This window comes from Klebsiella aerogenes KCTC 2190, assembly GCF_000215745.1.
In the GTDB taxonomy this organism is placed as follows: domain Bacteria; phylum Pseudomonadota; class Gammaproteobacteria; order Enterobacterales; family Enterobacteriaceae; genus Klebsiella; species Klebsiella aerogenes.
In genome coordinates this window covers 2,593,322-2,619,369 of the sequence record NC_015663.1, presented here as the reverse complement: position 1 = coordinate 2,619,369, position 26,048 = coordinate 2,593,322, and the positions used below count along the sequence as shown (strand labels likewise).

Sequence of the window (26,048 nt, the reverse complement as noted above, 5' to 3'; positions counted from 1 at the left end):
TACGTTAAAGACCTTTTCGCCGCATGAATAATACCCATACCGAATTTGAACGTTATTACCAGCAGGTCAGGACACGGCAAAAGCGCGATACCTTCGGCTGGTCGTTGGTGCTGCTGGCGCTCTACTTTGCCGCCGGGCACGCCGCCGAGTTCAATCTGCCCACTATCTGGCGCTCGTTGCCAAACTTTCTCGACTATATGTTCGAGACGCTGCCGACGCTGCATCCGGGCGTTCTGTTAGCCGATTCACATACCAAAGGCTCGCTGGCGTACTGGGGCTATCGCCTGCCGATTCAGCTACCGCTGATTTGGGAGACGCTGCAGCTGGCGCTGGCCTCCACGCTGGTGGCGGTCGCGGTAGCGACAATACTGGCTTTCCTCGCCGCCAATAATGCCTGGTCACCCGCGCCGCTACGCTTCGCCGTTCGCGTGCTGGTGGTCTTTTTACGCACCATGCCTGAGCTGGCCTGGGCGGTCATTTTCGTCATGGCGTTCGGTATCGGCGCGATCCCCGGCTTTCTGGCGCTGATGCTGCATACGGTCGGCAGCCTGACCAAACTGTTCTACGAAGCGGTGGAAAGCGCGCAGGATAAACCGGTGCGCGGGCTGGCGGCCTGCGGGGCATCGGCGCTGCAGAAGGTGCGCTTTGCCCTGTGGCCGCAGGTGAAACCGATTTTTCTCTCCTACGGTTTTATGCGCCTTGAGATCAACTTCCGCTCATCCACCATTCTTGGCCTGGTAGGGGCCGGCGGGATCGGCCAGGAGCTGATGACCAACATTAAGCTCGATCGTTACGATCAGGTCAGCATGACGCTGCTGCTGATCATTATTGTGGTGTCGCTGCTGGATATGCTTTCCGGCCGCCTGCGCCAGTGGGTTCTGGAGGGGAAAAAATGAGCCAATGGCAACATCAACCGGATATCGCCGCCAGCCGCCGCCAGCATCAGGCGCTGTATAAGACCCAGGGGCGATACCTGCGCTATGTCGGCCTGCTGGCGCTGGCGAGCGTACTTTATTACGTCTGGTTCTTTATGCAGTTCGGTATCAGTAGCGAACAACTGGCTACCGGACTACAGCAGATGGGGCGCTATCTGCTGCGGATGTTTGTCTGGCACGACTTCTGGAACTGGCCGTTTGCCTATTACTTCACGCAAATCGCCATTACGCTTGCCATCGTCTTCGCCGGGACGATTACCGCGACGGTCATCGCGCTGTTGCTGTCATTCCTGGCGGCGCGCAATATTATGCGCGGCGTGATTCCCGGCATTATCGCCGTGTTGATGCGCCGCTTGTTTGACATGCTGCGCGGTATCGATATGGCTATCTGGGGTCTGATTTTCGTGCGCGCCGTAGGGCTCGGGCCGCTGGCGGGGGTACTGGCGATTATTATGCAGGATACCGGCCTGCTGGGCCGCCTGTATGCTGAAGGCCACGAGGCGGTAGACCGTTCGCCGGGCCGCGGCCTCACCGCCGTCGGCGCTAATGGTCTGCAGAAACACCGCTTCGGCATTTTCACCCAGTCGTTCCCGACTTTCCTGGCGCTGAGTTTATATCAGATTGAATCCAACACCCGTTCCGCCGCGGTGTTAGGTTTTGTCGGCGCGGGGGGGATTGGCCTCATTTACGCGGAAAATATGCGTTTGTGGAACTGGGATGTGGTGATGTTTATTACCCTGTTGCTGGTCGCGGTGGTCATGGTGATGGACACCCTCTCCGCCTGGCTGCGCCGCCGTTACATCGGCGGCAGCGTAGTGCCGTTGTATCAAAGTCCGCAATAACCCCCTCTCCCCGGTGGCGCTACGCTTACCGGGGCTACCAATCAGGGAAAACGTCTCGTTATTCGATCCGCCACGCCAGCACTGACCAGCCGTACCGGGCGTTGGCTGCCTGCAGCTGCGGACACGGGTTGACCAACCGCACGCGATCCGCATGCAGGCACAGGGGCAGGTCGTTTATCGAATCGGTATAAAAAGTGACTTCGCCAGTATAGTCAGGATGCGCCTCCCGCCACTGTGCCAGGCGCGTCACTTTGCCCTGCTGATAGCTCGGAGTACCGGCAATCACACCGCTGTAGCCGCCATCCGCCATTTCAACATCAATACCCAACGCCTGTTCAATCCCCAGCTCGGCGGCTATCGCCTGCACCAGCAGCGTTACCGAGGCGGAGATCACCAACATTTTCTCCCCTCGCGCCTGTAAGGTACGAATAACGTCCCATGCCTGCGGGTAGACCCGCGGCAACACCTTTTCGCGCACAAACCGCGCCACCAGCGTATCCACCTGCGCCTGCGGGATGCCGATCAGCGGCGCCTGAATCAGCGCAACATAATCGGCGATATTCATTTCCCCGCGGTCGTAATCCGCCATCAGCTGCGCCTCGCGCGCCAGATATTCCGGATCGCTCACCCAGCCTTCGCGCACCATAAACTGGCTCCACAGCGTACTACTGTCCCCTTTAATCAGGGTGTTATCCAGATCGAAAATCGTCACAGCATTAGACATCGGTCATTTTCCATAATCAGTAATATAAGCCTGCGAGAGCATGTATAAAGAAGATGACAGGAGCATGATCCGCCAGCGCTTTCAGCCCACCCCGCCAAAGCACATCGCCAGCAGCACCAGTAGCAATAGTAGCGGGTAGATCCGCACGTGCCAGCGATCGGGGAGTTTTGCCAGCCAGCGCGATGCGCCCCGCAATCCCAACCAGCTCCCGGCCACCAGCAGCCCGGCCGCCAGCCACCAGATATTACCGATGAAACCGGAGGGCAGCGCCGCCATCGGCGCCATCAGCAGCCACGTCAGGCTGGCGGTCGCCGCCAGCGGCAGCGTCAGTAGGTTGGCCATTGCCGCGGCCTGCGCCATCGTCGCGCCACGCCGGCGCATCAGCGGTACGGTCATCACGCTGCCGCCAACGCCAAGGAAGGCGGCAATCAGGCCAATCCCGCCGCCAAGGATAGTCTCGCACCCTGCACTCGACGGTGCGCAAGCCGTCGACGGCGCCATAAAGCCGGGGCGAGCGTAGCAATCCACAATGGTCACCGCCAGGTACAAAATGAACAGCCAGCGGATCCACTCGCCGTTGACCTTCAGCGCCAGCGCCGCGCCGGCAATACCGCCGATGGCGATGCCGCCAAGTATCGGCAGCAGGGAGCGCCAGTGAACCGTTCCGGCGCGCAGGTGGCGGCCGCTTGCCAACAGCGACGTGCACAGCATCACCAGCGCCGACGTCGCTACCGCTATTTGCATCGCCTGACCGCCTACTGCGCCCTGATGGCTCAGCAACAGGTAAAGCAGCGGCACGGTAACAAAGCCGCCGCCGAAGCCAAACAGCCAGGTGGTTACCCCGGACAACAGTCCGCAAACAAAAAGCCCAAATATCATCTACCGTTCCTCCATTCAGGGAGGTAACGATATAGAATAGCGGAATGGCTGACTTACGATTAAAAGCCAATATATTACGATTTTCAGCCAGGAGAGTACGCATGCGCAATATCGCGATTAATGATGTCGATCATCTGCCGCGCCGGGTATTAGGCCTGGGTAGCGATTATCCGCCTGACACCCTTTTACCGCGCCATCATCACCGGCGAGCGCAGTTTCTCTATGCCGTGAATGGCTTGATGAAAGTCGAAACCGATGACGGTCAGTGGCTGGTGCCGCCGTTCAGCGGCGTATGGATACCCGCTAACAAACCGCATCGCGTCTGGATGCCGGGCGTGAGCACCCATAGCCTGTATATCGAACCGCAGGACGCGCCGCGCGCCGGGGTACGCTGCGAAGTATTGCAGGTTTCGCCGCTGCTACATCAACTGCTATTGGCCGCCTGCCAGTTGCCGCTGTTGTATGAAGAGAGTGGACATGATGCGGCGCTTATCGCCCTATTACTGTTTGAACTGCAGGCCGCCCCGCCGCTGCCGATGTTTACGCCGCTACCGCAACATCCGCGGCTGGCTGAACTATGCAGCACGTTTCTCCGCCAGCCGGAGATTCACAGCACGCCGGAGCTGTGGGCTCAAAAGATGAGTCAAAGCCTGCGTACCTTCAACCGCCGCTTTTTGCAGGAGACCGGGATGGCGTTTCGCGACTGGCGTCATAAAGCCTGCCTGATGTACGCTCTCACCGCCCTGCGCGAAGGACGAAGCATTACCGACGTGGCGTTAAGCCTTGGCTATGAGCATCCGGCGGCGTTTACCGCCATGTTCCGCAAAGCGATGGGCTATGCGCCAGCCTCTTTTATCCGCCATCTTAAAGGAGGTACGCCTGTCTCTCACGTCAGATAAATAAGAACATCCTGATTCTGGCCTGTTATATTTTGATTTAGATAGTAAACATTTATTAATAAATAAAATCACCGCGTTTACTATCTGAAAAATGTGCTTATTACGGTACCGGCGAATTTATGCCTGCGGTACGTAAGTTTTCGTAAATTTTGCGTTTCATCATTCTGACGTTTCCCTGAATACGCTATAAATGGCGACGGTCGATCCCTAACATGAAAATAACGACATGAAGCCCAAACTCACCCACGCTTTATTACTTGTTCCTTTATTGATTTTGGCAGGATGTTCATCTTCCCCAAAAAAACCGCCCAAGGCGGTGGCGCAGCATCATTATGAGCCGATCGACAGCGGCTCCGACGATCTGATACCGGTGCTGGCCGCCCTGCACGATCAGATGCACACCTGGGACGGCACCCCTTATGAATGGGGCGGCACCGACCAGAGCGGCGTCGACTGTTCCGGCTTTGTCTGGCGTACGCTGAAGGACCGCTTCAATCTGCCAATGGACCGCGTGACCACCGGCGATCTTCTGCATATGGGCGTGCGGGTTAGCAAGCAGCAGCTGCGACCTGGCGATTTAGTCTTCTTCCGCATTCACGGCGGTATGCACGTCGGTTTCTACGATACTGACCACAACTTCCTGCACGCCTCCGCCAGCCAGGGCGTCATGCGTTCGTCTCTGGATAATCCGTACTGGAACCGCGTCTTTTATCAGGCGCGGCGCTTGCCGAAGGAATATAACGCGCAGATCACCATGAATAACGACGATCTGCATCTGGCGAAAAACCGCTAATCCTGACAAATAAAAACCGCGGCGTTCAGGGCCGCGGTTATATTTTTATTACGCTCAGTTTTATCAGAACTGATAGGTCATCCCCAGCGCGACGATGTCGTCATCGTTAATACCGAGCTTATTATCGCTCTTCAGCTGGTTAATTTTGTAATCCACAAAGGCGTTCATGTTTTTGTTGAAGTAGTAGGTCAGGCCGACGTCAATATAATTGACCAGATCTTCGCTGCCGACACCTTCAATATCTTTGCCTTTCGACAGTACATAGCCCAGAGACGGACGCAGACCGAAATCGAACTGATACTGGGCGACCGCTTCAAAGTTCTGCGCTTTATTAGCAAAACCACCGCTGATCGGGGTCATTTTGCGGGTCTCAGAGTACATTGTCGCCAGGTAGATATTGTTGGCGTCGTACTTCAGGCCGGTAGCCCAGGCTTCCGCTTTGGAGCCCTGGCCGCGCGCCAGCAGGTTCTGATCGTTGGTACGGTCAGAACTGGTATAAGCCGCGCTGACGGCGAAATCACTGCCGCCGAAATCATAGCTTAATGAGGTGCCGAAGCCGTCGCCATTCTGTTTTTTCGCTTCACGGCCTTCGTTTTTGCCCTGATATTGCAGGGTCATATTCAGACCATCCACCAGGCCGAAGAAATCAGTGTTGCGGTAGGTCGCCAGGCCGCTGGCGCGTTTGGTCATGAAGTTATCGGTCTGCGCGGAGGAGTCGCCGCCGAACTCCGGGAACATATCGGTCCAGGCTTCAACGTCGTACAGCGCGCCGAGGTTACGACCATAGTCAAATGATCCAAACTCTTTTAACTTCACGCCGGCAAACGCCAGACGGGTTTTCTGCGAGGAATCGCTTTCGGTTTTATTGCCGGAGAATTCGGATTCCCAGCGGCCATAACCGGTCAGTTGATCGTTGATCTGCGTTTCGCCTTTGATACCGAAGCGAACGTAGGTCTGGTCGCCATCCTTGCTGTCATAATCGCTGAAGTAGTGCATGGCTTTCACTTTGCCGTACACGTCCAGTTTATTGCCGTCTTTATTGTATACTTCCGCTGCCTGTGAAGCCGAAGAAGCAACAAAACCCATCATCATTAATGCCAGTGAACGCTTTTTCATTATGTGGTCCTGGTGATTTATTTACACGCGCTTATCAATTCCGGGCGAAGGCCCCGTCAAAAACTGGAGGTTTTTTAACGCTGTAGTGTTAAATATTTATGACGAAATGGAACTTTTTATAAAAAAGAATGTTTAAATATTTCCGTCATAAATATGTCACCTTGCCTGCGCAGAATGCCCGATCCGCGCAATAAAATGGCTTGACCAATACGCCAGCAGTTGGCAAGCGGCCTGACTCCTGTTACAACATCAGCTCGATCTCGATATTCCTTTTGAACGGCAGAAAATCATGAGTGATAGCCAGACGCTGGTGGTAAAACTGGGCACCAGTGTTTTAACGGGCGGATCCCGACGCCTGAACCGCGCCCATATCGTTGAGTTAGTGCGCCAGTGCGCGCAGCTGCATGCCATGGGGCACCGCATTGTGATTGTGACTTCCGGGGCCATCGCCGCCGGACGTGAACACCTCGGCTACCCTGAACTGCCCGCCACCATTGCCTCAAAACAGCTGTTGGCGGCAGTCGGCCAAAGCCGTCTTATCCAACTGTGGGAACAGCTTTTCTCTATTTACGGCATTCATGTCGGCCAGATGCTGCTGACCCGTGCCGATATGGAAGATCGCGAGCGGTTCCTCAACGCCCGCGATACCCTGCGCGCGCTGCTGGATAACAATATTGTGCCGGTCATTAATGAAAATGACGCCGTCGCCACCGCTGAAATCAAAGTCGGCGACAACGATAATCTTTCCGCCCTGGCGGCCATTCTCGCCGGCGCCGATAAACTGCTGCTGTTGACCGATCAGCCGGGACTCTTTACCGCCGACCCGCGCAGCAATCCGCAGGCCGAGCTTATTAAAGATGTCTACGGCATCGATGACGCGCTGCGCGCCATCGCAGGCGATAGCGTTTCCGGCCTCGGCACAGGCGGCATGGGCACCAAACTGCAGGCTGCGGACGTCGCCTGTCGCGCGGGCATCGATACCATTATCGCCGCCGGCAACCGCCCGGACGTTATCGGCCACGCGATGGAAGGCCTGCCGGTGGGCACCTGTTTCCACGCTCAGGAATCACCGCTGGAGAACCGCAAACGCTGGATCTTCGGCGCGCCGCCGGCCGGTGAAATCACCGTCGATGCCGGGGCGACCCAGGCTATTCTGGAAAGAGGAAGCTCATTGCTGCCAAAAGGCATCAAAACCGTCAGCGGGAATTTCTCCCGCGGCGAAGTTATCCGAATCCGCAGTAGCGAAGGGCGCGATATCGCTCACGGCGTAAGCCGCTATAACAGCGACGCCCTGCGCCTGATCGCCGGGCAGCACTCGCAGCAAATCGATGCCATCCTCGGCTATGAATACGGCCCGGTGGCCGTCCATCGCGACGATATGATTACCCGTTAAGGAGCTGAAAATGCTGGAACAAATGGGCATTGCGGCCAAAGCGGCCTCTTACCAACTCGCGCTGCTTTCCAGCCGCGAGAAAAATCAGGTTCTCAACAAGATTGCTGATTATCTGGAAGCGCAGACCGAAGAGATCCTGCGCGCCAACGCCGAAGATCTCAGCGACGCCCGCGCCAATGGCCTGAGCGACGCGATGCTCGATCGCCTGGCGCTGACGCCGGCGCGCCTGCGCAGCATCGCCGATGACGTGCGTCAGGTGTGTAGCCTGGCGGATCCGGTCGGCCAGGTGATTGACGGTGGTCTGCTGGATAGCGGCCTGCGTATCGAACGTCGCCGCGTACCGCTGGGAGTGATCGGCGTGATTTATGAAGCGCGGCCGAACGTGACCGTCGATGTCGCCTCTCTGTGCCTGAAGACCGGCAACGCGGCTATTCTGCGCGGCGGTAAAGAGACCTGGCGCACCAACGCCGCGACGGTGAAAGTGATTCAGCAGGCGCTGCAGGAGTGCGGCCTGCCGGCTGCCGCGGTGCAGGCAATCGAGAGCCCGGATCGCGCGCTGGTCGGCGAAATGCTGAAGATGGATAAATACATCGATATGCTGATCCCGCGCGGCGGCGCAGGCCTGCATAAGCTGTGCCGCGAACAATCCACGATCCCGGTGATCACCGGCGGTATCGGCGTGTGTCATATTTTCGTCGACGATTCGGCAGAGATCGCACCGGCGTTGAAGATCATCGTTAACGCCAAGACCCAACGCCCGAGCACCTGCAATACCGCCGAGACGCTGCTGGTACACCGTAATATCGCCGATACCTTCCTGCCTGCGCTGAGCAAACAGATGGCGGAGAGCGGCGTGACGCTGCACGCCGACCCGGCCGCCCTGCCCCTTCTGCAGAACGGTCCGGCGAAGGTGGAGCCGGTGAAAGCGGAGCAGTACGACGATGAGTATTTGTCGCTGGATCTGAACGTCAAAGTTGTCGCCGACCTCGATGAGGCGATTGCCCATATTCGCGCGCACGGCACCCAGCATTCCGATGCTATTCTGACGCGTACCCTGCGCCATGCGAATCGCTTTATTAATGAAGTGGATTCGTCGGCGGTATACGTTAACGCTTCTACTCGCTTCACCGACGGCGGCCAGTTCGGCCTCGGCGCGGAGGTGGCGGTCAGCACCCAGAAGCTGCACGCCCGCGGGCCGATGGGGCTGGAAGCGCTGACTACCTATAAGTGGATTGGTTTCGGCGACGATACCATTCGTGCTTAACGCTAAGCGGGTGATGCAAAAGTAGCCGTTTGATTCGAAAGGGCATTGACGCATCACCCACTTAGTTTTAACCTTCTACCCCGTGCTTCACGTTGGTGAACGCGTCCTTTCAGGGCCGATATAGCTCAGTTGGTAGAGCAGCGCATTCGTAATGCGAAGGTCGTAGGTTCGACTCCTATTATCGGCACTCTCTAAGAAATTCAATGACTTAGGTTAAAATACCCAAGAAATTGTATCTTCTAAAATCACATCCAAACGCCTGTGTGTTGTACTGGCTTTGGTATCGTACAACATATGGGCAGGTAGTCACCAGGCTCAACCCTGTACAGATTCACTTTGAAGCCAGAAGACGTCGCCAGCGTCTCTAATCCTCATACCAAAACCCTTAGCAAAGTTCCACGCTTCGTGCGGCGCTCAAGGATGCAACACGTCGAGATGACGTTGCAGAGAATAAACAGGCGTAATGTTGGGAAGACTAACCGGATCGGGAAAGAATCCGGCTCTGCCACGGTTTCGATCACCGGAGTATAACGATCACCTGATAAGAGAACATGCTAAGGCTTTATCCTCCCTGCGAAGGGATTCAACCTGCGGAAACGCTACGCGCCGCCTTTTCTTATGTGCCCAACACGGCACGTAATGGTCATCTATTATCTGCACCATTGTAACTTTCGTTGTACTGTCTCTCTGCTGTACGTTGCGCGCTGGCAGATTCAGCGGAGGAGATATCATGTCAAAAGCTAACCAAAAAGCAGCTACGAAGCGCAACAACCGTAAGATTCACGCTCGTAAATTCCGGGCAGCACCAGAGGGGAAAGCCTGGCTTGAAAGCGAGAGGAAATCAAGCTGGCACGAGCGGCTAACAACATGTTTTAGAGGTGACTGTATGAAAAGCAGCCGTTATGATTGCAATACATTCAGAGTCAAAAGGATTTGGACGTGGATACAGTCGAGGAACTTAACGGAACATACTTCTATGCGGGGCGTTCAAACCTCACCGCCTCCGAGCTATTTTTCATGGTCTTCTGTGAAAATGTTGTTGATCAACTTGGTTTAGGTCTTGTTGATTTCGGTGCTGTAGTTGCCATTGTATCTGGGCGTAATACTCTCCCTACAAGGGCAAAACCAAACGGTGCTGAAAAGGGAACATCATATGCGTCTAAAGCCTCGCGAAAAGTGTTCAAAAAAGCGCAGTTCCCTTTCGGTATCAAACTACCTTCCGTTATTGGTGGTTATCCACCTTCTACAATCAGAATCAGGGCGGTAGCTAACATTGGAACATTTACGGGCAGGGCTATTCCTGTCGTGGGGTGGGTTATCTTAGCTTCTGATATCTCTCAAATCACCTATCGCACTATCCGAGACTACAACGCTATAGCGCGGGGTAACGATAAGTTATGGTAAACAATGTTGAGCAGCGCGTTTATGAACTTGTACGGCCTTACGCTGGCACGTACCTATTCAAGTTCAAGAAAGTAGAGCTAACACCTGAAACGGATCTTGATACTGATTTGAGTCTTGATGAGCTTGAAGCTGGTGAGTTAATGGATAAGTTTTTCGATGCGTTCAAGGTTGAACGGGGAAACTTTAAAATAGAAACTTACTATCCTGATCAGCCTGTTTCATGGAATCCATTTAAGAAAACAGAGCCTGTTCCTGTACCAGATTTCAATGTTGGTATGCTGATCGAATCAGCTAAAGCCGGAAGATGGTTGTACGAATAAGAATGCCCAAGCGCGTGTCCCTCTCTTAATGCCCGTTGAATACTTCGTTCGTAGTGCGTCTACTTTGGCCTGTGTGATCCCCAAGTAGGCGCGTGTGTGTTCGGTGGAGCGATGCCCCAACATCTTACTAATGACCTCCAGATCTTCGCCGAGCGCTTTATCAGTCGGGAAATGATGCGAACGATGGTGTTCAATTATATCGAGTGCGATTACAATCGGTGGCGTCGTCACAGTGCCTGTGGCGGACTTAGCCCGGAACAATTTGAAAATCAGAAGCTCGCTTAGCACCGTGTCCATATTACGTGGGTAAGATCACCCCACCTGATACGCCGCTATCATTCGCGTCGTTCTGGTCAGGCTATCCGCCACCTCCACTTCCGCAGTCGTAATCGCCATTCCCGCAGAACGCAGCGCCGAAATATCCGCGGCGATACGCTGGATACCAAACCAGAACAGCCCATCCAGCGCATTGACCTGCAGGCCACTTTCCAGCGCCAAACGTAACCGCTCGCGCGGCGCCTTTATCTCTTTTGCCAGCTGCTGATAGGGCGCGGCGGAAACCGCATCCGGCCCGCTGCGAATAATCCGGCTCACAAAGCGATAACGAAACTCATCCGGAACGGCGCTGAGATCGGCTTTCAGGCTGTAAACGCAGCCGCGCTTCTTACCATTAATCACCACGTTCTTTTGATTCAGCGCCAGCGCATGGCGTAAGCGATCCACCAGCTGCGGGGCGCGAATAAGCAATAAACGAAACGGCAGTTCGAAGCTGGTGGCGTAGTCGACATTCAGCAATGCAGTACGCAAACGCGTTTCACTGTTCGCCTTTTCCTGCTGACATTCAGCAATAACTTCCGCCCACTGGCGGGTAATACGTGGGGATTCGTTGCGCTCGATGAACTGAAATTTTTCAATCTGATAGTCAATACGTCCAGCCATTGCCGTTCCCTGTGGTTCACCATCTCGCTGATAGTTTTCAGCAGATTGCGTCTATTCGCAAGTAGCAGTTCGCTTTAAATCATCATGTGCTAACTTCACCAGGGAATATTAGCTGAACAAATAAAAATAGATGAGAAAAGAAATTTTTATCGATACCCATCCTCGGGATTATTTACCTGACAGGGGTTGTAATTTATGTATCAATAAAAGCAACCACTAGATACAACGCCATTGCCAGAGGTGACGATAAATTACGGTAGATCAAGACAATATCGCAGCAGCCGTTCTGGCATGGTATGAAACACAATGGAACAAGCCGACACTTACCGGCAAAAAGCAGCAGGTGAATGCGGATTTATCACTCAATATGGGCGATTATCCCTGGGCCAGAGAAAGTGGCGATGACATCATGCAATCGTATTTCCGTCAGTTTAATGTAAAGCAAGATGCATTTGATTTATTTAATTATTGGCCTCCCGAACAGGGTTTCCTCCCTAATTTCCTATTACCGAAATCCAAACGCATTTTTCCGCGCAAACCGGAGCCGTTAACACTCGCGATGCTCATTGCGTCAGCACAGGCTGGGAGATGGCTGTATCGTTAGTTGTTTGAAAATAAAGTGGCCCTGTCCCGGATAGCGGCGCGCTGCGCCTTATCCGGGCTACCGGTTAGTGCCAACCTGTAGCCCCGGTAAGCGTAAGCGCGACCGGGGTTTTCCCAGCTAGTGCCAACCCGTAGCCCCGGTAAGCGTAAGCACGACCGGGGTTTTCCCAGCTAGTGCCAACCCGTAGCCCCGGTAAGCGTAAGCGCCACCGGGGTTTTCCTCAGTTAGCGCCACCTTGGCCCCGCTAAGCGCAGCACAAACATCCTTACTGCAGCGCCTCAAGAATATGATACGCCGCCTTCACCCGCTCCGGGTTGGGGTAGCTTTTATTCGCCAGCATCACGATGCCGAGATCCTGTTGCGGGATAAAAGCCACGTAGCTGCCGAAACCGCCGGTGGAGCCGGTTTTATGTACCCAGGAGGCTTTCACCGGCGGCGCGGGCGGATTGACCGCCGTTACCGGCGTCGCGGCAAGCGCTACCTTATTATCGCTGCCGTTAATCAGCACCTCGGCCGGCACCGGCCAGTTCAGCATCTCCCAGCCGAGCCCCTGATACATCTCCCCAGCCCGCCAGTAGCGCGACTGCGCCAGCTGGATCCCCTGCCGCAGATTTTTATCCTGCACCGCCTCGCTGTTCATATTCGCCAGCACCCAGTGCGCCATATCCTCAATGCTCGACTTCACGCCGTAAGCCTCAGCGTCCAGCTGCCCCGGCGAAACATGTACCGCTTTACCGTCACGATAACCCCAGGCGTAGTCCTTGCTCTGGGCGGGCGGTACGTTAATCCAGGTGTGGCTCAGTTTTAACGGCTGCAATACCCGCTGGCTCATCGCCTGTTCAAAGCTCATGCCGGAAGGTTTCACCGCCAGCGCGCCGAACAGGCCAATGCTGGCATTGGCGTACAGCCGTTTACTACCCGGCGCCCACTGCGGTTGCCAATTCTGATAGTAACGCAGTAATGCCGCTTCATCCGTCACCTCGTCCGGAACCTGCAGCGGCAGACCGCCTGCGGTATAAGTGGCGAGATGCAGCAGCGTGATCCCCTGCCACTGCTGGCCGGTGAGCTGCGGCCAGTACTTCTGCGCCGGATCGCTGAGCTTAATTTCACCGCGCGCCACCGCATCGCCGCCCAGCACGCCGGTGAAAGTCTTACTAACAGAGCCCAGCTCAAACAACGTCTGTCGCGTCACCGGACGCTGCCCGGCAACATCGGCCTGGCCCCAGCTGAAATAGTAGGGTTTGCCGTGATAGATCACCGCCACCGCCATGCCCGGTATCGCCTGTTCTTTCATTAACGGGGTGATGGTCTGATTGACCAGTTCGCGCAGCTGTTCCGCCGTTTGCGGCGCGGCAAAAGTCGAAAATGAGGCGCCCAGCAGCAGTACGCCTGTAAGGGATGTTTTCATCATGAAGTATTTTTCCATTATCGGTTCTCGCTCAATATCCACTCTCGTCCGGGCCCTTCAGACGCGCTCAGTGTCGGTGTTTTGCACTGCGCTGACAAACTGTTAAATTTAGCAGCAGGCTTTAATTTTTCTAACGGATAATGTTATGACACGCAGCTATCTTCCTCTCAATTCACTACGGGCCTTTGAAGCGGCCGCCCGGCATCTCAGTTTTACCCGCGCGGCGATTGAGCTCAACGTCACCCACTCCGCCATCAGCCAGCATGTGAAGACGCTGGAGGAACATCTTAACTGTCAGCTGTTCGTTCGCGTGTCGCGCGGCCTCAAGCTCACCACCGAAGGAGAAGGCCTGTTACCGGTACTCAATGAGTCGTTTGAAAGGATTGCCGGGATGCTAGACCGTTTCACCGGTCACCAGGCGCAGGAGAAGCTCAAGATCGGCGTAGTCGGCACTTTCGCCACGGGTGTGCTGTTCCCGCTGCTGCCAGCCTTCTGGCGCGAGTGTCCGCATATCGATTTGCAGATATCCACCCATAATAATCGCGTCGACCCCGCCGCCGAGGGGCTGGATTATGTGATTCGCTTTGGCGGCGGCGCCTGGCATGATACCGCCGCGCAGTATCTGTGCGCCGCCCCACTCTCCGCTCTGTGCGCCCCGTCGTTAGCTGCCCGGCTAAATACACCGAAGGATATTTTGCAGTTCACGCTGCTGCGTTCTTATCGCCGAGACGAATGGTCGGCGTGGATGCAGGCAGCGGGAGAATTGCCGCCTTCGCCAACCCATCGGGTTATTGTCTTCGACTCATCCGTGACCATGCTGGAAGCGGCGCAGGCAGGCTTAGGCGTGGCTATTGCCCCGGTAAAAATGTTCAGCCATCTGCTGGAAGAAAAACGCATTGTGCAGCCGTTTAAGATTCATATCGATCTCGGCAACTACTGGCTGACACGTTTGCAATCGCGTCCGGAAACGCCGGCAATGTTGCATTTTTCCCGCTGGCTGGCGGAGGCCTTAAAAGGGGGTTAATTCGGCGGAGTAATGCGCCATCAGAAGAGCTCCCGAAGGAAATAGGAAACATTTGGAAATAACGCTTACACATTATGCATAGCGCTGGATTATGCAGCGTTTTTAATTTGCCCTTGCCTGCGCAGAAACGTTTTCCCCCTGATAAACAAAAACAATAAAAAACTTTAAAAACAACATTTTAATTAATTACCCGTCCCCATGACATCCTCTCCAGCCACCCGCTGACCATAAAATTATTATGGTTGCCAATATCAGATAAGTCCGATCAAGTGCATCGTTTATGTCTATTAATTCTCTGTAATTAAGTCACCGAAGCAATCAAAACGCGAAAACTGTTGCTGTATATTTCATCGCGATCAACACGCCAACATAGGTTATCTGGATACCCATCTGCACGGTATTCGCTTGCCGTGTTTGATTACCACTATGGTTATCCCCTTAAGTACATGGAGTTAAAATGAATAAGAAATTACTGCCTGTTGTAGCACTGATCCTGTCCGCGTCCGCCACCAGTGCTTACGCAGTTAACGGCAAGGTCAACTTCACCGGTGAAATCATCCAGTCAACCTGTACTGTGACTTCTACCGACCAGAACAAAGACGTTTTCATCGGTAAATACCCGACTACCGCGTTCAACGCTGTTGGCGATGTTACCGCTTCTAAAGCGTTCACCATCAACCTGGAAAAATGTGAAGCCGGTGATTACTCCCTGCGCTTCGACGGTGCGACCGTTGCTGGTAACCCGAACCTGCTGTCCGTTGATAACGCGAAAGGCGTAGGTATCGAAATCCTGACCAACGACGAAAAAATCGTCCCGATCAACCAGAGCGCAGACGACAACTCCCCGTGGGTTAACGTTGCAGCGTCTGACGACAACAGCGGCACTGCGGTATTCAATCTGAAAGCTCGCTACAAATCTTTCCTGAAAACCGTGGAAGCTGGCTCTGCTAACGCAAACGCCACCTTTACCATCGAGTACAAATAATTACGGATAAATGTTTTTGGCCATGGATGGCCGGTACCATTATTTGGAACGTGAAATGAAAAAGTTATTAACCGCTTTATTGTTATTTGTCTCGCTGGATACTTTTGCGGGTATTCAGGTCGATCAGACTCGGGTTATTTATAACGGCGGGGAAAAATCTGCGGCGTTATCCATTCACAATGATACCGATGAAACATGGATGGTTCAGACCTGGCTTGATACCGGTGACGCCACCGCAACGCCAACCAATTTACCGATGCAGGCTATTCCGCCGATTTTAAAACTGGCGGGCAATAAAGACGCTATTTTGCGCTTTGTTTATTCCGGCAGCGGATTACCGACCGACCGCGAAACCGTGTACTGGATTAACGTGCAGGAAATTCCGCCTTCGGCGAAACAAGAAAACGTACTGCAGATTGCGATCCGTACCCGCGTGAAGCTGTTCTACCGCCCTACCACGCTGAAAACCACCTTGCAAAAGGAAGCGCAGGCCCTGACCTGGCGTAAGCAAGGTAACGATCTGGTCGTGACTAACAAAGGTCCGCTGCACGTGACTTTCGGCGTACTGACGCTGAAGAGCGGCGCGAAGACCTGGAAAGTGAATGCTGACATGGTTAAACCCATGGACTCTCTGAACATCAAATTGCCAGCCGGCGCGGCGGCAGCGGATCAGATGTCATTCACTTTTATCAATGATTTTGGCGGACATACGGAAATTAAAGATATCCGCATTCAGTTAAGAGAGCAATACAATGGCTAGCCATAATAAAATAAGGACGATCCCTGGATGTCTGGCGCAGCACGTTCGCTTTGCTGTTTACGCCTCGACAATGTCATTACTGGCGACACCATTTGTCAATGCCGAAGAGCAATTCAATACCTCTTTCATCCGCGGGGCGAATAACGCCTCGCTGGTGCAAAACCTCTCTACCGGCGACGATATTTTACCGGGTAAATATGCCTTCGATATTTACCTGAATAAAAATCGCGTCGATCACCGGGAAATCGAATTTAAAAAAGATACGCTTAACACCCCGGGTTATTTCTGTTTAGATGCCGACAGTTACCGTTCATACGGCGTTCTGGTACCGGACACCGCCGGCAGCAGCGCCTGCTACGATCTGGTAAAAAATATTCCAGGCAGTAGCGTGAGCTGGAACGCCGCGCTGCAGGAGCTGAACATTTCCGTACCGCAAACCGAACTCGAAGCGCGACCACAGGGCGAGATTTCGCCGCTGGTCTATGACGACGGCATCAACGCCGGTTTCGTTAACTACGCTTTCAGCGGCAGCCACTCCCGTTTCTCCAGCGGCAGCAGCAAACAGGACAGCGACTACTACTTCCTGACCCTCAATAACGGCCTTAACGTCGGCGCGTGGCGTTTTCGCAACAACTCTTCCCTGTCAAAACAGACCGGGCAAAAAGAGCAGTGGAACCCGATTTCCACCTGGGCGGAAACCGACATCGCCTCGTGGCGCAGCCGTATTCAGATTGGCCAGAGCAACACCAATAATAACGTGTTCGATAGCTTCCAGTTCCGCGGCGCGCAGATTTCCAGCGTCCCGGAAATGCTGCCGGACAGCCGTCGCGGCTACGCGCCGGTCGTACGCGGCGTCGCCAATACCAACGCCCGCGTCGAAGTGCGCCAGAACGGCTATACCGTCTACAGCACCGTGGTGCCGCCGGGACCGTTCGCGCTGACCGATATTTCGCCAAGCACCCTCAGCGGCGACTTAGCCGTGACGGTTATAGAGGCGGATGGCTCACGCCATAGCTTCACCCTGCCTTACTCCTCCGTGCCGAATATGCTGCGCGACGGGATCTGGGAGTATCAGGTGACCGCGGGTAAATACCACGACGGCACCAATAATTATCAGCCGCAATTTATCCAGGGCACCGTGGCCCACGGCGCCGGCTCCGACTATACGCCATACGGCGGGATTATCATGGCCGAGCACTATCGCTCCGGCGTGGTCGGGCTGGGTAAAAACATGGGCGAATACGGGGCGGCCTCCGTTGACGCCTCATGGTCTGATACCGATCTGGCTTCCGGCGAGAACAAACGCGGCGCCAGCGTACGCTTCCTCTATTCCAAATCGCTCAACACCCTCGGTACCGACGTGCAGATCGCCGGCTACCGTTATTCGACGTCGGGCTTCTATGACTTCTCCGACGCGGTAGCTGAACGTAACAACTGGCAGAACGGTTTCTACCACACCCAGTATTACGATCAGAGCGACGATAAAACCGGCGCGCCGGATTGGGCGACGCAAAACCAGCGCCGTCGTTACTACGACTCGCAGCAGTACAACAACAAACGCCAGCGCGTCGAGATGACGGTCAACCAGCACATCGCCGGCGCTTCGCTGTACGCGACCTTTATCCGTCAGAACTACTGGAACACCTCCGCATACGACCGCACCATCCAGACCGGTTTCAACACCACCTGGAATCGCGTCAGCGTCGGCGTGTTTTACCAGAACAGCCGCAGTAACTACGGCTATAGCGACAACAGCGTTAACCTCAACGTCTCGGTGCCAATCAACATCTTTGGCCCGGACCACGAAAGCACGGTTAACTTTAACGCCTCTAACAGCAAGCAGAGCGGTAGCGGCTACAGCGCCGGGATGAGCGGCACACTGCTTGATGACAACCGTATGAATTACTTCGTACAGAGCGGCCACACCCAGCACGGCGGCGATACCAGCCTGGTCAACCTGGGTTATCTGGGCAGCATGGGTAACGTCGATCTGGGCTACAGCTACAACAACAACTATCAGCAGACTTCGCTGAACGTCTCCGGCGGCGTGGTCGCGCACTCCGGCGGCGTCACCCTGTCGCAGCCGCTGCAGAACACCTTTGTGGTGGTGAAAGCGAAAGGGGCGCAGGGTGTGCGTCTGGAAAACCAGCCAGGGGTCGCGATTGACCGCTTCGGCTACGCGGTGCTCACTTCTGCGATGCCGTATCGCCACAACCGCGTCGCGCTGCGTACTTCGGATATCGGCAACGGCCTGGAAATTCCGCTGGCGGCGAAAGATATCGTGCCGACCGAGCGCGCCATCGGCCGCGTGACCTTTGAAACGCATCTCGGCCAGAGCCTGCTTATCCACGCCAAACTGGCGGACGGCAGCGTGCCGGTGATTGGCGCCAATATCTTCGGCCAGAACGGCGAACATGTCGGCGTGGTCGGTACCCGCGGCGAAGCCTACGTTTCCGGCGTTCAGAGCGGCGACCGCCTGCAGATGAAATGGGGCGACGATGCCGACGCCTCCTGCAGCCTGACGGTGCCAGAGTTACCTGCTATTCAAGCCGATCAACCCGGTGGTTATCAGGTCGTCTCCCTGACCTGTAAATAACATGAAAGGACAATTAGTTATGTCGAAGTTTAACCTCTTACCCCGCACCGGGCTGACGCTGCTGGTACTCTCAAGCGCGCTGTTCTCCACCAGCAGCTTCGCGCTGAGCTGTAAGAAGAACGGTACCGAAGTATCGCAAACCATCGCGCTCACCGATCAGATTAACGTTTCGACCGCTAACCTTAAGCCGGGTACCCTGCTGTGGCGTTCGCCGACGTTTACCTCCACCTTTACCTGTACCGATACGGATCACATGCCCAATGGTGAAGATGCGTATCTGTACTGGGATCCGGAAACCCGGATGCATAATATCCACAACTCGCTGGAAGTCGGCGTTACCTATCTCAGCACCGATATTAAACCGGTAAAAGGTCAGAAAACGGATATCGGGCCAGGTACGCTCTGCCGCCGCAACCGTCCCGGCGGTGCATGCCAGTCTCCGGCGACCCCGCAGACCGTCACGGTGACCTACTCGGTTTATATTAAAGCCACCGGTAATCCGCCGCCGTCAAACGGCGTGATTAACGACACCAACCGCTACGCTATCTTCCAGGTTGACGGTGTTGGCGGCCTCAACAGCCGCCCGAATAGTAACTTCCGCGCGTGGGTCACCGGGCTTGGTAATATTCGCTTTATCGCCTGCAACCCGAAAATCACCGTCTCGGCGAACAATGGTTCAACGGTCAACTTCGGCAGCATCCCGGCGCGCAATGCCGTCGTCGGCGCCATTGAGAAACAAGTTCCGTTCAGCGTCCGCGCCGACCTGACCGGCGCCGGCCAGGATTGCCAGGGTCAGACCTTAATGGCCAGCTTCAGTACCCAGCAGCCGACTCAGGACACCAACACCATTCTGCCATCCAACGATAGCGGTTTTGGCATCCTGCTCTCGCGCGCCGATGCGCCGACGACCTGGCTTTCCATGAATACCCCGACGCAGTTGGGCATGATTAACGGCAGCGTGGTAGAAAGCAACTTCCTGGCCAGCCTGAAATGGCTAAGCGTTAAGCCCAAAATCGGCACCTTTAATGCGACGGCCAATATCGACGTTACCTTTAAATAGTGAAGCAAAATGCCGCTGACCAACACCGAACCGACCGGGTTACGCTATGTATTTCAGCCGATGTTCAACCGCGAAGGCAAAATGATCGCGGTTGAATGTTTGACCCGGTTTGCTCATCACGAGCCTGCTAGTCCGCAAGATATAGAACGGTTTTTCAGTGAGGCATCGGAATCACTGCGCGCCCGCATCCTGCTCGAACAAATTGAGCTGGTCAGGCAGCATCAGCAGTGGTTCCGCCAGAACGACGTCATGGTCACGCTCAACGTCGACGAGTCGACGTTGCATATGCTACATGATGATTTTATCGCCGAGTGTGTGAAAACCATCGGCTGCCTGCATTTTGAGGTTAATGAATTTTCCAACACGCTGGTGAAACGCACCCCGACCATCGACGCCCTGACGGACAAATACTCCTTCTGGCTGGATGATTTTGGCGCCGGTTACGCCGGGTTCGCCGCCCTGACGGCGCAACCCTTTCGTTTTATCAAGACCGACAAGAACCTGTTATGGAGCCTGCTGGAAAAGAAAAACGGCCAGCAACTGATGGACTCGCTGCTGCACTATTTTCAGGCGAATCAGTATCAGGTGATCGTCGAAGGTATTGAAACCGAAGCCCATCTTCAGTGGCTGGAAAACATGCCGTGGTTTGCCCTGCAGGGGCTCCTCTGGCGGGAACAAACCATTGAAGCCCTGGTGGCCAGCGTCGAGAAATAACCCCGCTTTTCCCCGGATATCCACTCCCCCGCTATCCGGGCTGTCCGTCCTCTCTTCAACTTATTCATTTTCTGGCATTTTTCCTTTCCCACCTCGTCTGTCCTCGCCACTCATATTGTTAACTTATTGTTGCTAGTGATCACAAAAATTAAACAATATGGCTATTTCATACGCATTTTTCAAAAATGTAGATATTTTTAATTTATGGCTACGAAATGAGCATCACCCCGACTCTCTGACTCTACCCGAGGAATGATTCTGATGAATGCACTGACCGCCGTAAAACCTCATGCTGATGATTTGGCCCACAGCTACACCGGTTTTTCCTTCGCTCCCTCTGCGCAATCGCCGCGTCTGCTGGAGCTGACCTTCACCGCCGAAACGACCGCGCAATTTCTTCAACAAGTCGCACAGTGGCCGGTACAGGCGCTGGAATACAAATCTTTCTTGCGCTTTCAGGTCGGCAAGATCCTCGACGATCTGTGCGGCAACCAGCTGCAGCCGCTGCTGATCAAGACGCTGCTCAATCGCGCGGAGGGCGCGCTGCTGATCAACGGTATCGGCATTGACAACGTCGCTCAGGCCGATGAGATGGTCAAACTGGCGACCGCCGTGGCGCATTTGATCGGACGCTCCAACTTTGATGCCATGAGCGGCCAGTATTACGCCCGCTTCGTGGTGAAAAACGTCGATAACTCAGACAGCTATCTGCGTCAGCCGCACCGCGTGATGGAGCTGCACAATGACGGTACCTATGTCGAAGAAATTACCGACTACGTGCTGATGATGAAGATCGATGAACAGAACATGCAGGGCGGCAATTCACTGCTGCTGCATCTCGATGACTGGGAACATCTCGACGAATTCTTCCGCGATCCGCTGGCCCACCGTCCGATGCGCTGGGCCGCGCCGCCGAGCAAAAACGTCAGCAAAGATGTCTATCATCCGGTTTTCGACGTCGACCAGCAGGGCCGCCCGGTAATGCGCTATATCGACCAGTTTGTGCAGCCGAAAGATTTCGAAGAAGGCACCTGGCTGAGCCGCCTCTCCGATGCGCTGGAAACCAGTAAAAACATTCTTTCCGTACCGGTGCCGGTGGGGAAATTCCTGTTGATAAACAACCTGTTCTGGCTGCACGGTCGCGACCGCTTTACACCGCATCCGGATTTACGTCGCGAACTGATGCGCCAGCGCGGCTACTTTGCGTATTCCACGAATCATTACCAGACTCATCAATAAAGATTCTCAGGCGAAGGAATTGAGCGGATGTATGATTTCGTGATTATCGGCGGCGGCATTATCGGCATGTCGACCGCCATGCAGTTAATTGAGATTTACCCGGATGCCCGCATTGCCCTGCTGGAAAAAGAGTCCGGTCCGGCCTGCCATCAGACCGGTCACAACAGCGGAGTGATCCACGCCGGCGTTTACTATACTCCCGGCAGCCTCAAGGCGCAGTTTTGCCTCGCCGGCAACCGCGCCACTAAAGCCTTTTGCGAGCAGAATGCGATTCGCTACGACGTCTGCGGCAAGATGCTGGTTGCCACCTCGCCGCTGGAGATGGAGCGGATGCGCGCGCTGTGGGATCGCACCGCCGCTAACGGCCTGCAACGCGAATGGCTGAGCGCGAGCGAGCTGCGCGAACGCGAGCCGAACATCAGCGGACTGGGCGGGATCTTCGTTCCTTCGAGCGGCATTGTCAGCTATCGTGAAGTAGCGGCGGCAATGGCGAAGATCTTCGAATCCAAAGGCGGAACGATCGTTTACGATGCCGAAGTTAGCGCCCTGAAAGAGCACGCCAGCGGCGTGGTCGTCCACACCCGCCAGGGCGGCGAATATGAGGCATCGACGCTGATAACCTGCTCCGGGCTGATGGCCGACCGGCTGGTGAAAATGATCGGCGTCGATCCCGGCTTTATCATCTGCCCGTTCCGCGGCGAATATTTCCAACTGGCGCCGCAGCACAACCAGATCGTTAATCATCTGATCTATCCGATCCCCGATCCGGCAATGCCGTTCCTCGGCGTCCACCTGACCCGCATGATCGACGGTAGCGTCACCGTCGGCCCTAACGCGGTGCTGGCGCTGAAGCGCGAAGGCTATCGCAAGCGCGATATCTCGCTGACCGATACCCTTGAGATCCTGACCTCGCCCGGCATTCGCCGGGTACTGCAAAACAACCTGCGCTCCGGGCTTGGCGAAATGAAGAATTCGCTGTGCAGAAGCGGCTATCTGCGGCTGGTGCAGAAATACTGCCCGAGCCTGACATTAAGCGATTTGCGCCCGTGGCCTGCCGGCGTGCGGGCACAGGCGGTATCGCCGCAGGGCAAGCTGATCGACGATTTCCTTTTTGTTACTACCGCGCGTTCCATCCACACCTGTAACGCGCCGTCGCCGGCGGCCACGTCGGCTATCCCGATCGGCGCGCACATCGTCAGCAAGGTGCAAACCCTGCTGGCAAGCCAGAGCAATCCCGGACGCACGCTGCGTGCGGCACGTAGCGTGGAGACACTACACGCCGCTTTTACTCGTTAACCCCTTAAGACAGGAAGCGATTATGCAACTTAAAGATGCAACTCTGTTTCGCCAGCAGGCGCTAATTGATGGCCAGTGGCGCGATGCGCAAAACGGCGACGTGATTGCGGTGACCAACCCCGCCAACGGCCAGCAGCTGGGTAGCGTGCCGAAAATGGGCGCCGACGAAACCCGCGAAGCGATTGAAGCCGCCAACCGCGCCCTGCCAGCCTGGCGTGCCCTGACCGCCAAAGAGCGCGCTACGCTTCTGCGCCGCTGGTTCGATCTTATGATGGAGAACCAGGACGATCTCGCCCGTCTGATGACCCTCGAACAGGGGAAACCGCTAGCGGAAGCCAAAGGCGAAATCAGCTACGCCGCCTCCTTTATTGAGTGGTTCGCCGAAGAAGGTAAGCGCATTTACGGCGATACCATTCCCGGCCATCAGGCCGACAAGCGCCTGATCGTCATCAAGCAGCCCATCGGCGTTACCGCCGCCATCACCCCGTGGAACTTCCCGGCGGCGATGATCACCCGTAAAGCGGGCCCGGCGCTGGCCGCCGGCTGCACCATGGTTCTGAAACCCGCGAGCCAGACGCCGTTTTCCGCGCTGGCGCTGGCCGAACTGGCGAATCGCGCCGGTATTCCCGCCGGGGTATTTAACGTGGTCACCGGCTCTGCCGGGGCTGTCGGCAACGAACTGACCAGCAACCCGCTGGTACGCAAGCTCTCCTTCACCGGCTCCACCGAAATTGGCCGCCAGCTGATGGAGCAGTGTGCGAAAGACATCAAAAAAGTGTCGTTAGAACTCGGCGGCAACGCGCCGTTTATCGTCTTTGACGACGCCGACCTCGATAAAGCCGTCGAAGGGGCGCTGGCGTCGAAATTCCGCAACGCCGGGCAGACCTGCGTCTGCGCCAACCGTCTGTATGTACAGGACGGCGTCTATGACCGTTTCGCCGAGAAACTGCAGCAGGCGGTGGAAAAGCTGCGCATCGGCGACGGCCTGCAGGACGGGGTCACCACCGGCCCGCTGATCGATGATAAAGCGGTAGCTAAGGTCGAAGAACATATTGCCGACGCCCTTGCGAAAGGCGCGCGCATCGTCACCGGCGGCAAACCGCACGCGCTGGGCGGCAACTTCTTCCAGCCCACCATCCTGGTCAACGTCCCGAGCAGCGCCAAAGTGGCGAAAGAAGAGACCTTCGGCCCGCTGGCGCCGCTGTTCCGCTTTAAAGATGAAGCCGATGTCATTGCCCAGGCCAACGATACCGAATTCGGCCTCGCCGCCTATTTCTACGCCCGCGACCTGAGCCGCGTCTTCCGTGTCGGCGAAGCGCTGGAGTACGGCATCGTTGGCATCAATACCGGCATTATTTCCAACGAAGTCGCGCCATTCGGCGGCATTAAAGCCTCCGGTCTGGGCCGCGAAGGTTCGAAGTACGGCATCGAAGATTATTTAGAAATCAAATATATGTGTATCGGCCTTTAACAGGAGAGCAGGACATGACCAGCAATAAAGCGTTAATGCAGCGCCGTAGCGACGCGGTGCCGCGCGGCGTCGGACAAATTCACCCTATCTTTGCCGACCGTGCGGAGAACTGCCGGGTATGGGACGTTGAAGGCCGTGAATATCTCGATTTCGCCGGCGGTATCGCGGTGCTGAACACCGGCCACCTGCACCCTGAGGTGATCGCCGCGGTGGAAGGCCAGTTGAAGAAGCTGACCCACACCTGCTTCCAGGTGCTGGCCTACGAGCCCTACCTGCAGCTGTGCGAAATGATGAACCAGAAAGTGCCCGGCGATTTCGCCAAGAAAACCCTGCTGGTGACCACCGGTTCGGAAGCGGTGGAAAACGCGGTCAAAATCGCCCGCGCGGCGACCGGGCGTAGCGGCACCATCGCCTTTACCGGCGCCTATCATGGCCGTACCCATTACACCCTCTCGTTAACCGGTAAAGTGAACCCTTACTCCGCGGGCATGGGGTTAATGCCGGGCCACGTTTATCGCGCGCTCTACCCGTGCGCGCTGCACGGTATCAGCGATGATGACGCGATCGCCAGCATCCATCGCATCTTCAAAAATGACGCCGCGCCGGAAGATATCGCCGCTATCGTCATCGAACCCGTCCAGGGCGAAGGCGGTTTCTACGCCGCCTCCCCGGCCTTTATGCAGCGCCTGCGCGCGCTGTGTGACGAGCACGGCATCATGCTGATCGCCGATGAAGTCCAGAGCGGCGCTGGCCGTACCGGCACGCTATTCGCGATGGAGCAGATGGGCGTGGCGCCGGATATCACCACCTTTGCCAAATCCATCGCCGGCGGTTTCCCGCTGGCGGGCGTCACCGGACGGGCGGAAGTCATGGACGCCATCGCGCCGGGCGGATTGGGCGGCACCTATGCCGGCAACCCGATTGCCTGCGCCGCCGCGCTGGCGGTACTCAAGGTTTTCGAACAGGAAAACCTGTTGGAAAAAGCCAATCAGCTCGGCGACAAGCTGCGTAAAGGCCTGCTCAATATCGCCGAAACACATCGCGAAATCGGCGACGTCCGCGGCCTGGGGGCGATGATCGCCATTGAACTCTTTGAAGAGGGCGATCACAGCAAACCCAACGCCAAACTGACGGCGGATATCGTCGCCCGCGCGCGGGATAAAGGCCTGATCCTGCTCTCCTGCGGGCCGTACTACAACGTGCTGCGTATTCTGGTGCCGCTGACTATCGAAGATGCGCAGATCGCGCAGGGACTGAAGATTATCGCCGACTGTTTTAACGAAGCTAAACAAGGCTAACACTCCTGCACCGGATGGCGACGCTCACGCGCCCCGTCCGGTTGCCTGTCGGTCGGATTGGGCGCAATCGCCATCCGGCAAACGG

The 26,048-nt window shown here is 55.8% G+C and carries 25 protein-coding genes, 1 tRNA gene and 1 pseudogene; 22 read left to right on the top strand and 5 right to left on the bottom strand.

Annotated features, from left to right (window positions below):
* Nucleotides 1-23 precede the first annotated feature (23 nt).
* Both phnE (EAE_RS12425) and phnE (EAE_RS12420) read left to right on the top strand, forming a co-directional pair.
* On the top strand, nucleotides 24-896 hold the full coding sequence (phnE, locus tag EAE_RS12425) for a phosphonate ABC transporter, permease protein PhnE (protein WP_015704516.1): 873 nt from the start codon (nucleotides 24-26) through the stop codon (nucleotides 894-896).
* A complete protein-coding gene (gene phnE, locus EAE_RS12420) occupies nucleotides 893-1,777 on the top strand; it encodes a phosphonate ABC transporter, permease protein PhnE (protein ID WP_015704515.1) in 885 nt (294 codons plus the stop codon). The genes phnE (EAE_RS12425) and phnE (EAE_RS12420) overlap by 4 nt, the downstream gene beginning before the upstream one ends.
* Before the next feature lie 58 nt (nucleotides 1,778-1,835).
* Here the strand turns inward: phnE (EAE_RS12420) and EAE_RS12415 are convergent, their stop codons facing one another.
* Together EAE_RS12415 and EAE_RS12410 are read right to left on the bottom strand one after the other, a co-directional pair.
* Nucleotides 1,836-2,501, bottom strand: a complete 666-nt coding sequence (locus tag EAE_RS12415) for an HAD family hydrolase (protein ID WP_015704514.1) — start codon at nucleotides 2,499-2,501, stop codon at nucleotides 1,836-1,838.
* Between the two features lie 81 nt (nucleotides 2,502-2,582).
* Nucleotides 2,583-3,380 carry a sulfite exporter TauE/SafE family protein gene (locus EAE_RS12410; RefSeq protein ID WP_015704513.1) on the bottom strand — a complete coding sequence of 266 codons (798 nt, stop codon included), beginning with the start codon at nucleotides 3,378-3,380 and terminating at the stop codon, nucleotides 2,583-2,585.
* Nucleotides 3,381-3,481: 101 nt separating this feature from the next.
* On the opposite strand from EAE_RS12410, the gene EAE_RS12405 reads away from it, so the two are divergent.
* The gene (locus EAE_RS12405; RefSeq protein ID WP_015704512.1) at nucleotides 3,482-4,279 is read left to right on the top strand and encodes an AraC family transcriptional regulator; all 798 of its coding nucleotides are present in this window, start codon (nucleotides 3,482-3,484) and stop codon (nucleotides 4,277-4,279) included.
* Between the two features lie 226 nt (nucleotides 4,280-4,505).
* Entirely contained in the window at nucleotides 4,506-5,072 is a 567-nt protein-coding gene (locus EAE_RS12400) for a C40 family peptidase (RefSeq protein ID WP_026612390.1), read from the top strand.
* A 63-nt stretch (nucleotides 5,073-5,135) separates the two neighbouring features.
* Here the strand turns inward: EAE_RS12400 and phoE are convergent, their stop codons facing one another.
* Complete coding sequence (gene phoE, locus EAE_RS12395; RefSeq protein ID WP_015368078.1) at nucleotides 5,136-6,188, bottom strand: phosphoporin PhoE; 1,053 nt, start codon at nucleotides 6,186-6,188, stop codon at nucleotides 5,136-5,138.
* 289 nt (nucleotides 6,189-6,477) lie between these two features.
* On the opposite strand from phoE, the gene proB reads away from it, so the two are divergent.
* From proB to EAE_RS12365, 6 genes and pseudogenes are all read left to right on the top strand, one after another.
* On the top strand, nucleotides 6,478-7,581 hold the full coding sequence (gene proB / locus EAE_RS12390; RefSeq protein ID WP_015368077.1) for a glutamate 5-kinase: 1,104 nt from the start codon (nucleotides 6,478-6,480) through the stop codon (nucleotides 7,579-7,581).
* A gap of 10 nt (nucleotides 7,582-7,591) precedes the next feature.
* Nucleotides 7,592-8,845 (top strand): glutamate-5-semialdehyde dehydrogenase, encoded by a 1,254-nt coding sequence (gene proA, locus EAE_RS12385; RefSeq protein ID WP_015704510.1) that lies wholly within the window; start codon nucleotides 7,592-7,594, stop codon nucleotides 8,843-8,845.
* Nucleotides 8,846-8,959: 114 nt separating this feature from the next.
* A tRNA-Thr gene (locus EAE_RS12380) sits at nucleotides 8,960-9,032 on the top strand.
* A 752-nt stretch (nucleotides 9,033-9,784) separates the two neighbouring features.
* Nucleotides 9,785-10,249 carry an STM2901 family protein gene (locus tag EAE_RS12375; RefSeq protein ID WP_015704509.1) on the top strand — a complete coding sequence of 155 codons (465 nt, stop codon included), beginning with the start codon at nucleotides 9,785-9,787 and terminating at the stop codon, nucleotides 10,247-10,249.
* Nucleotides 10,243-10,569, top strand: coding sequence for a DUF1493 family protein (locus tag EAE_RS12370; RefSeq protein ID WP_015704508.1), 327 nt, complete (start codon nucleotides 10,243-10,245; stop codon nucleotides 10,567-10,569). Before EAE_RS12375 ends, EAE_RS12370 begins: the two co-directional genes overlap by 7 nt.
* 147 nt (nucleotides 10,570-10,716) lie before the next feature.
* Nucleotides 10,717-10,854: pseudogene (locus tag EAE_RS12365) on the top strand (IS3 family transposase); the annotation flags it as partial.
* A gap of 27 nt (nucleotides 10,855-10,881) precedes the next feature.
* On the opposite strand, the gene EAE_RS12360 reads toward EAE_RS12365, so the two are convergent.
* Nucleotides 10,882-11,508, bottom strand: a complete 627-nt coding sequence (locus EAE_RS12360; protein ID WP_015704506.1) for an ECs1377 family protein — start codon at nucleotides 11,506-11,508, stop codon at nucleotides 10,882-10,884.
* 152 nt (nucleotides 11,509-11,660) lie between these two features.
* On the opposite strand from EAE_RS12360, the gene EAE_RS25670 reads away from it, so the two are divergent.
* Both EAE_RS25670 and EAE_RS12355 read left to right on the top strand, forming a co-directional pair.
* Nucleotides 11,661-11,768 (top strand): STM2901 family protein, encoded by a 108-nt coding sequence (locus EAE_RS25670; RefSeq protein WP_473428754.1) that lies wholly within the window; start codon nucleotides 11,661-11,663, stop codon nucleotides 11,766-11,768.
* Nucleotides 11,759-12,112: a DUF1493 family protein gene (locus EAE_RS12355; RefSeq protein WP_047058587.1), complete on the top strand. Its 354-nt coding sequence runs from the start codon at nucleotides 11,759-11,761 to the stop codon at nucleotides 12,110-12,112. The genes EAE_RS25670 and EAE_RS12355 overlap by 10 nt, the downstream gene beginning before the upstream one ends.
* Nucleotides 12,113-12,377: 265 nt before the next feature.
* Here EAE_RS12355 and ampC-Kaer read toward each other — a convergent pair whose 3' ends face one another.
* Complete coding sequence (ampC-Kaer, locus tag EAE_RS12350) at nucleotides 12,378-13,523, bottom strand: AmpC-Kaer family extended-spectrum class C beta-lactamase (protein ID WP_015704504.1); 1,146 nt, start codon at nucleotides 13,521-13,523, stop codon at nucleotides 12,378-12,380.
* Nucleotides 13,524-13,665: 142 nt separating this feature from the next.
* Here ampC-Kaer and ampR point away from each other — a divergent pair, with 142 nt between their 5' ends.
* From ampR to gabT, 10 genes are all read left to right on the top strand, one after another.
* Nucleotides 13,666-14,544 carry a LysR family transcriptional regulator AmpR gene (ampR, locus tag EAE_RS12345; protein ID WP_015704503.1) on the top strand — a complete coding sequence of 293 codons (879 nt, stop codon included), beginning with the start codon at nucleotides 13,666-13,668 and terminating at the stop codon, nucleotides 14,542-14,544.
* 457 nt (nucleotides 14,545-15,001) lie between these two features.
* On the top strand, nucleotides 15,002-15,529 hold the full coding sequence (locus EAE_RS12340) for a fimbrial protein (protein WP_015368070.1): 528 nt from the start codon (nucleotides 15,002-15,004) through the stop codon (nucleotides 15,527-15,529).
* Nucleotides 15,530-15,584: 55 nt separating this feature from the next.
* Nucleotides 15,585-16,289 (top strand): fimbrial biogenesis chaperone, encoded by a 705-nt coding sequence (locus tag EAE_RS12335; protein ID WP_164926745.1) that lies wholly within the window; start codon nucleotides 15,585-15,587, stop codon nucleotides 16,287-16,289.
* Between the two features lie 70 nt (nucleotides 16,290-16,359).
* A complete protein-coding gene (locus EAE_RS12330; RefSeq protein WP_015704501.1) occupies nucleotides 16,360-18,885 on the top strand; it encodes a fimbria/pilus outer membrane usher protein in 2,526 nt (841 codons plus the stop codon).
* A gap of 19 nt (nucleotides 18,886-18,904) precedes the next feature.
* Nucleotides 18,905-19,945 carry a fimbrial protein gene (locus tag EAE_RS12325; RefSeq protein ID WP_015704500.1) on the top strand — a complete coding sequence of 347 codons (1,041 nt, stop codon included), beginning with the start codon at nucleotides 18,905-18,907 and terminating at the stop codon, nucleotides 19,943-19,945.
* Nucleotides 19,946-19,954: 9 nt separating this feature from the next.
* Nucleotides 19,955-20,659 (top strand): EAL domain-containing protein, encoded by a 705-nt coding sequence (locus tag EAE_RS12320; RefSeq protein ID WP_015704499.1) that lies wholly within the window; start codon nucleotides 19,955-19,957, stop codon nucleotides 20,657-20,659.
* A 261-nt stretch (nucleotides 20,660-20,920) separates the two neighbouring features.
* On the top strand, nucleotides 20,921-21,898 hold the full coding sequence (gene glaH, locus EAE_RS12315; RefSeq protein ID WP_015704498.1) for a glutarate dioxygenase GlaH: 978 nt from the start codon (nucleotides 20,921-20,923) through the stop codon (nucleotides 21,896-21,898).
* A gap of 27 nt (nucleotides 21,899-21,925) precedes the next feature.
* A complete protein-coding gene (gene lhgO, locus EAE_RS12310; RefSeq protein ID WP_015704497.1) occupies nucleotides 21,926-23,194 on the top strand; it encodes an L-2-hydroxyglutarate oxidase in 1,269 nt (422 codons plus the stop codon).
* A 22-nt stretch (nucleotides 23,195-23,216) separates the two neighbouring features.
* On the top strand, nucleotides 23,217-24,665 hold the full coding sequence (gabD, locus tag EAE_RS12305) for an NADP-dependent succinate-semialdehyde dehydrogenase (protein WP_015368063.1): 1,449 nt from the start codon (nucleotides 23,217-23,219) through the stop codon (nucleotides 24,663-24,665).
* A gap of 14 nt (nucleotides 24,666-24,679) precedes the next feature.
* Nucleotides 24,680-25,963 carry a 4-aminobutyrate--2-oxoglutarate transaminase gene (gene gabT / locus EAE_RS12300; protein ID WP_015368062.1) on the top strand — a complete coding sequence of 428 codons (1,284 nt, stop codon included), beginning with the start codon at nucleotides 24,680-24,682 and terminating at the stop codon, nucleotides 25,961-25,963.
* Nucleotides 25,964-26,048 lie beyond the last annotated feature (85 nt).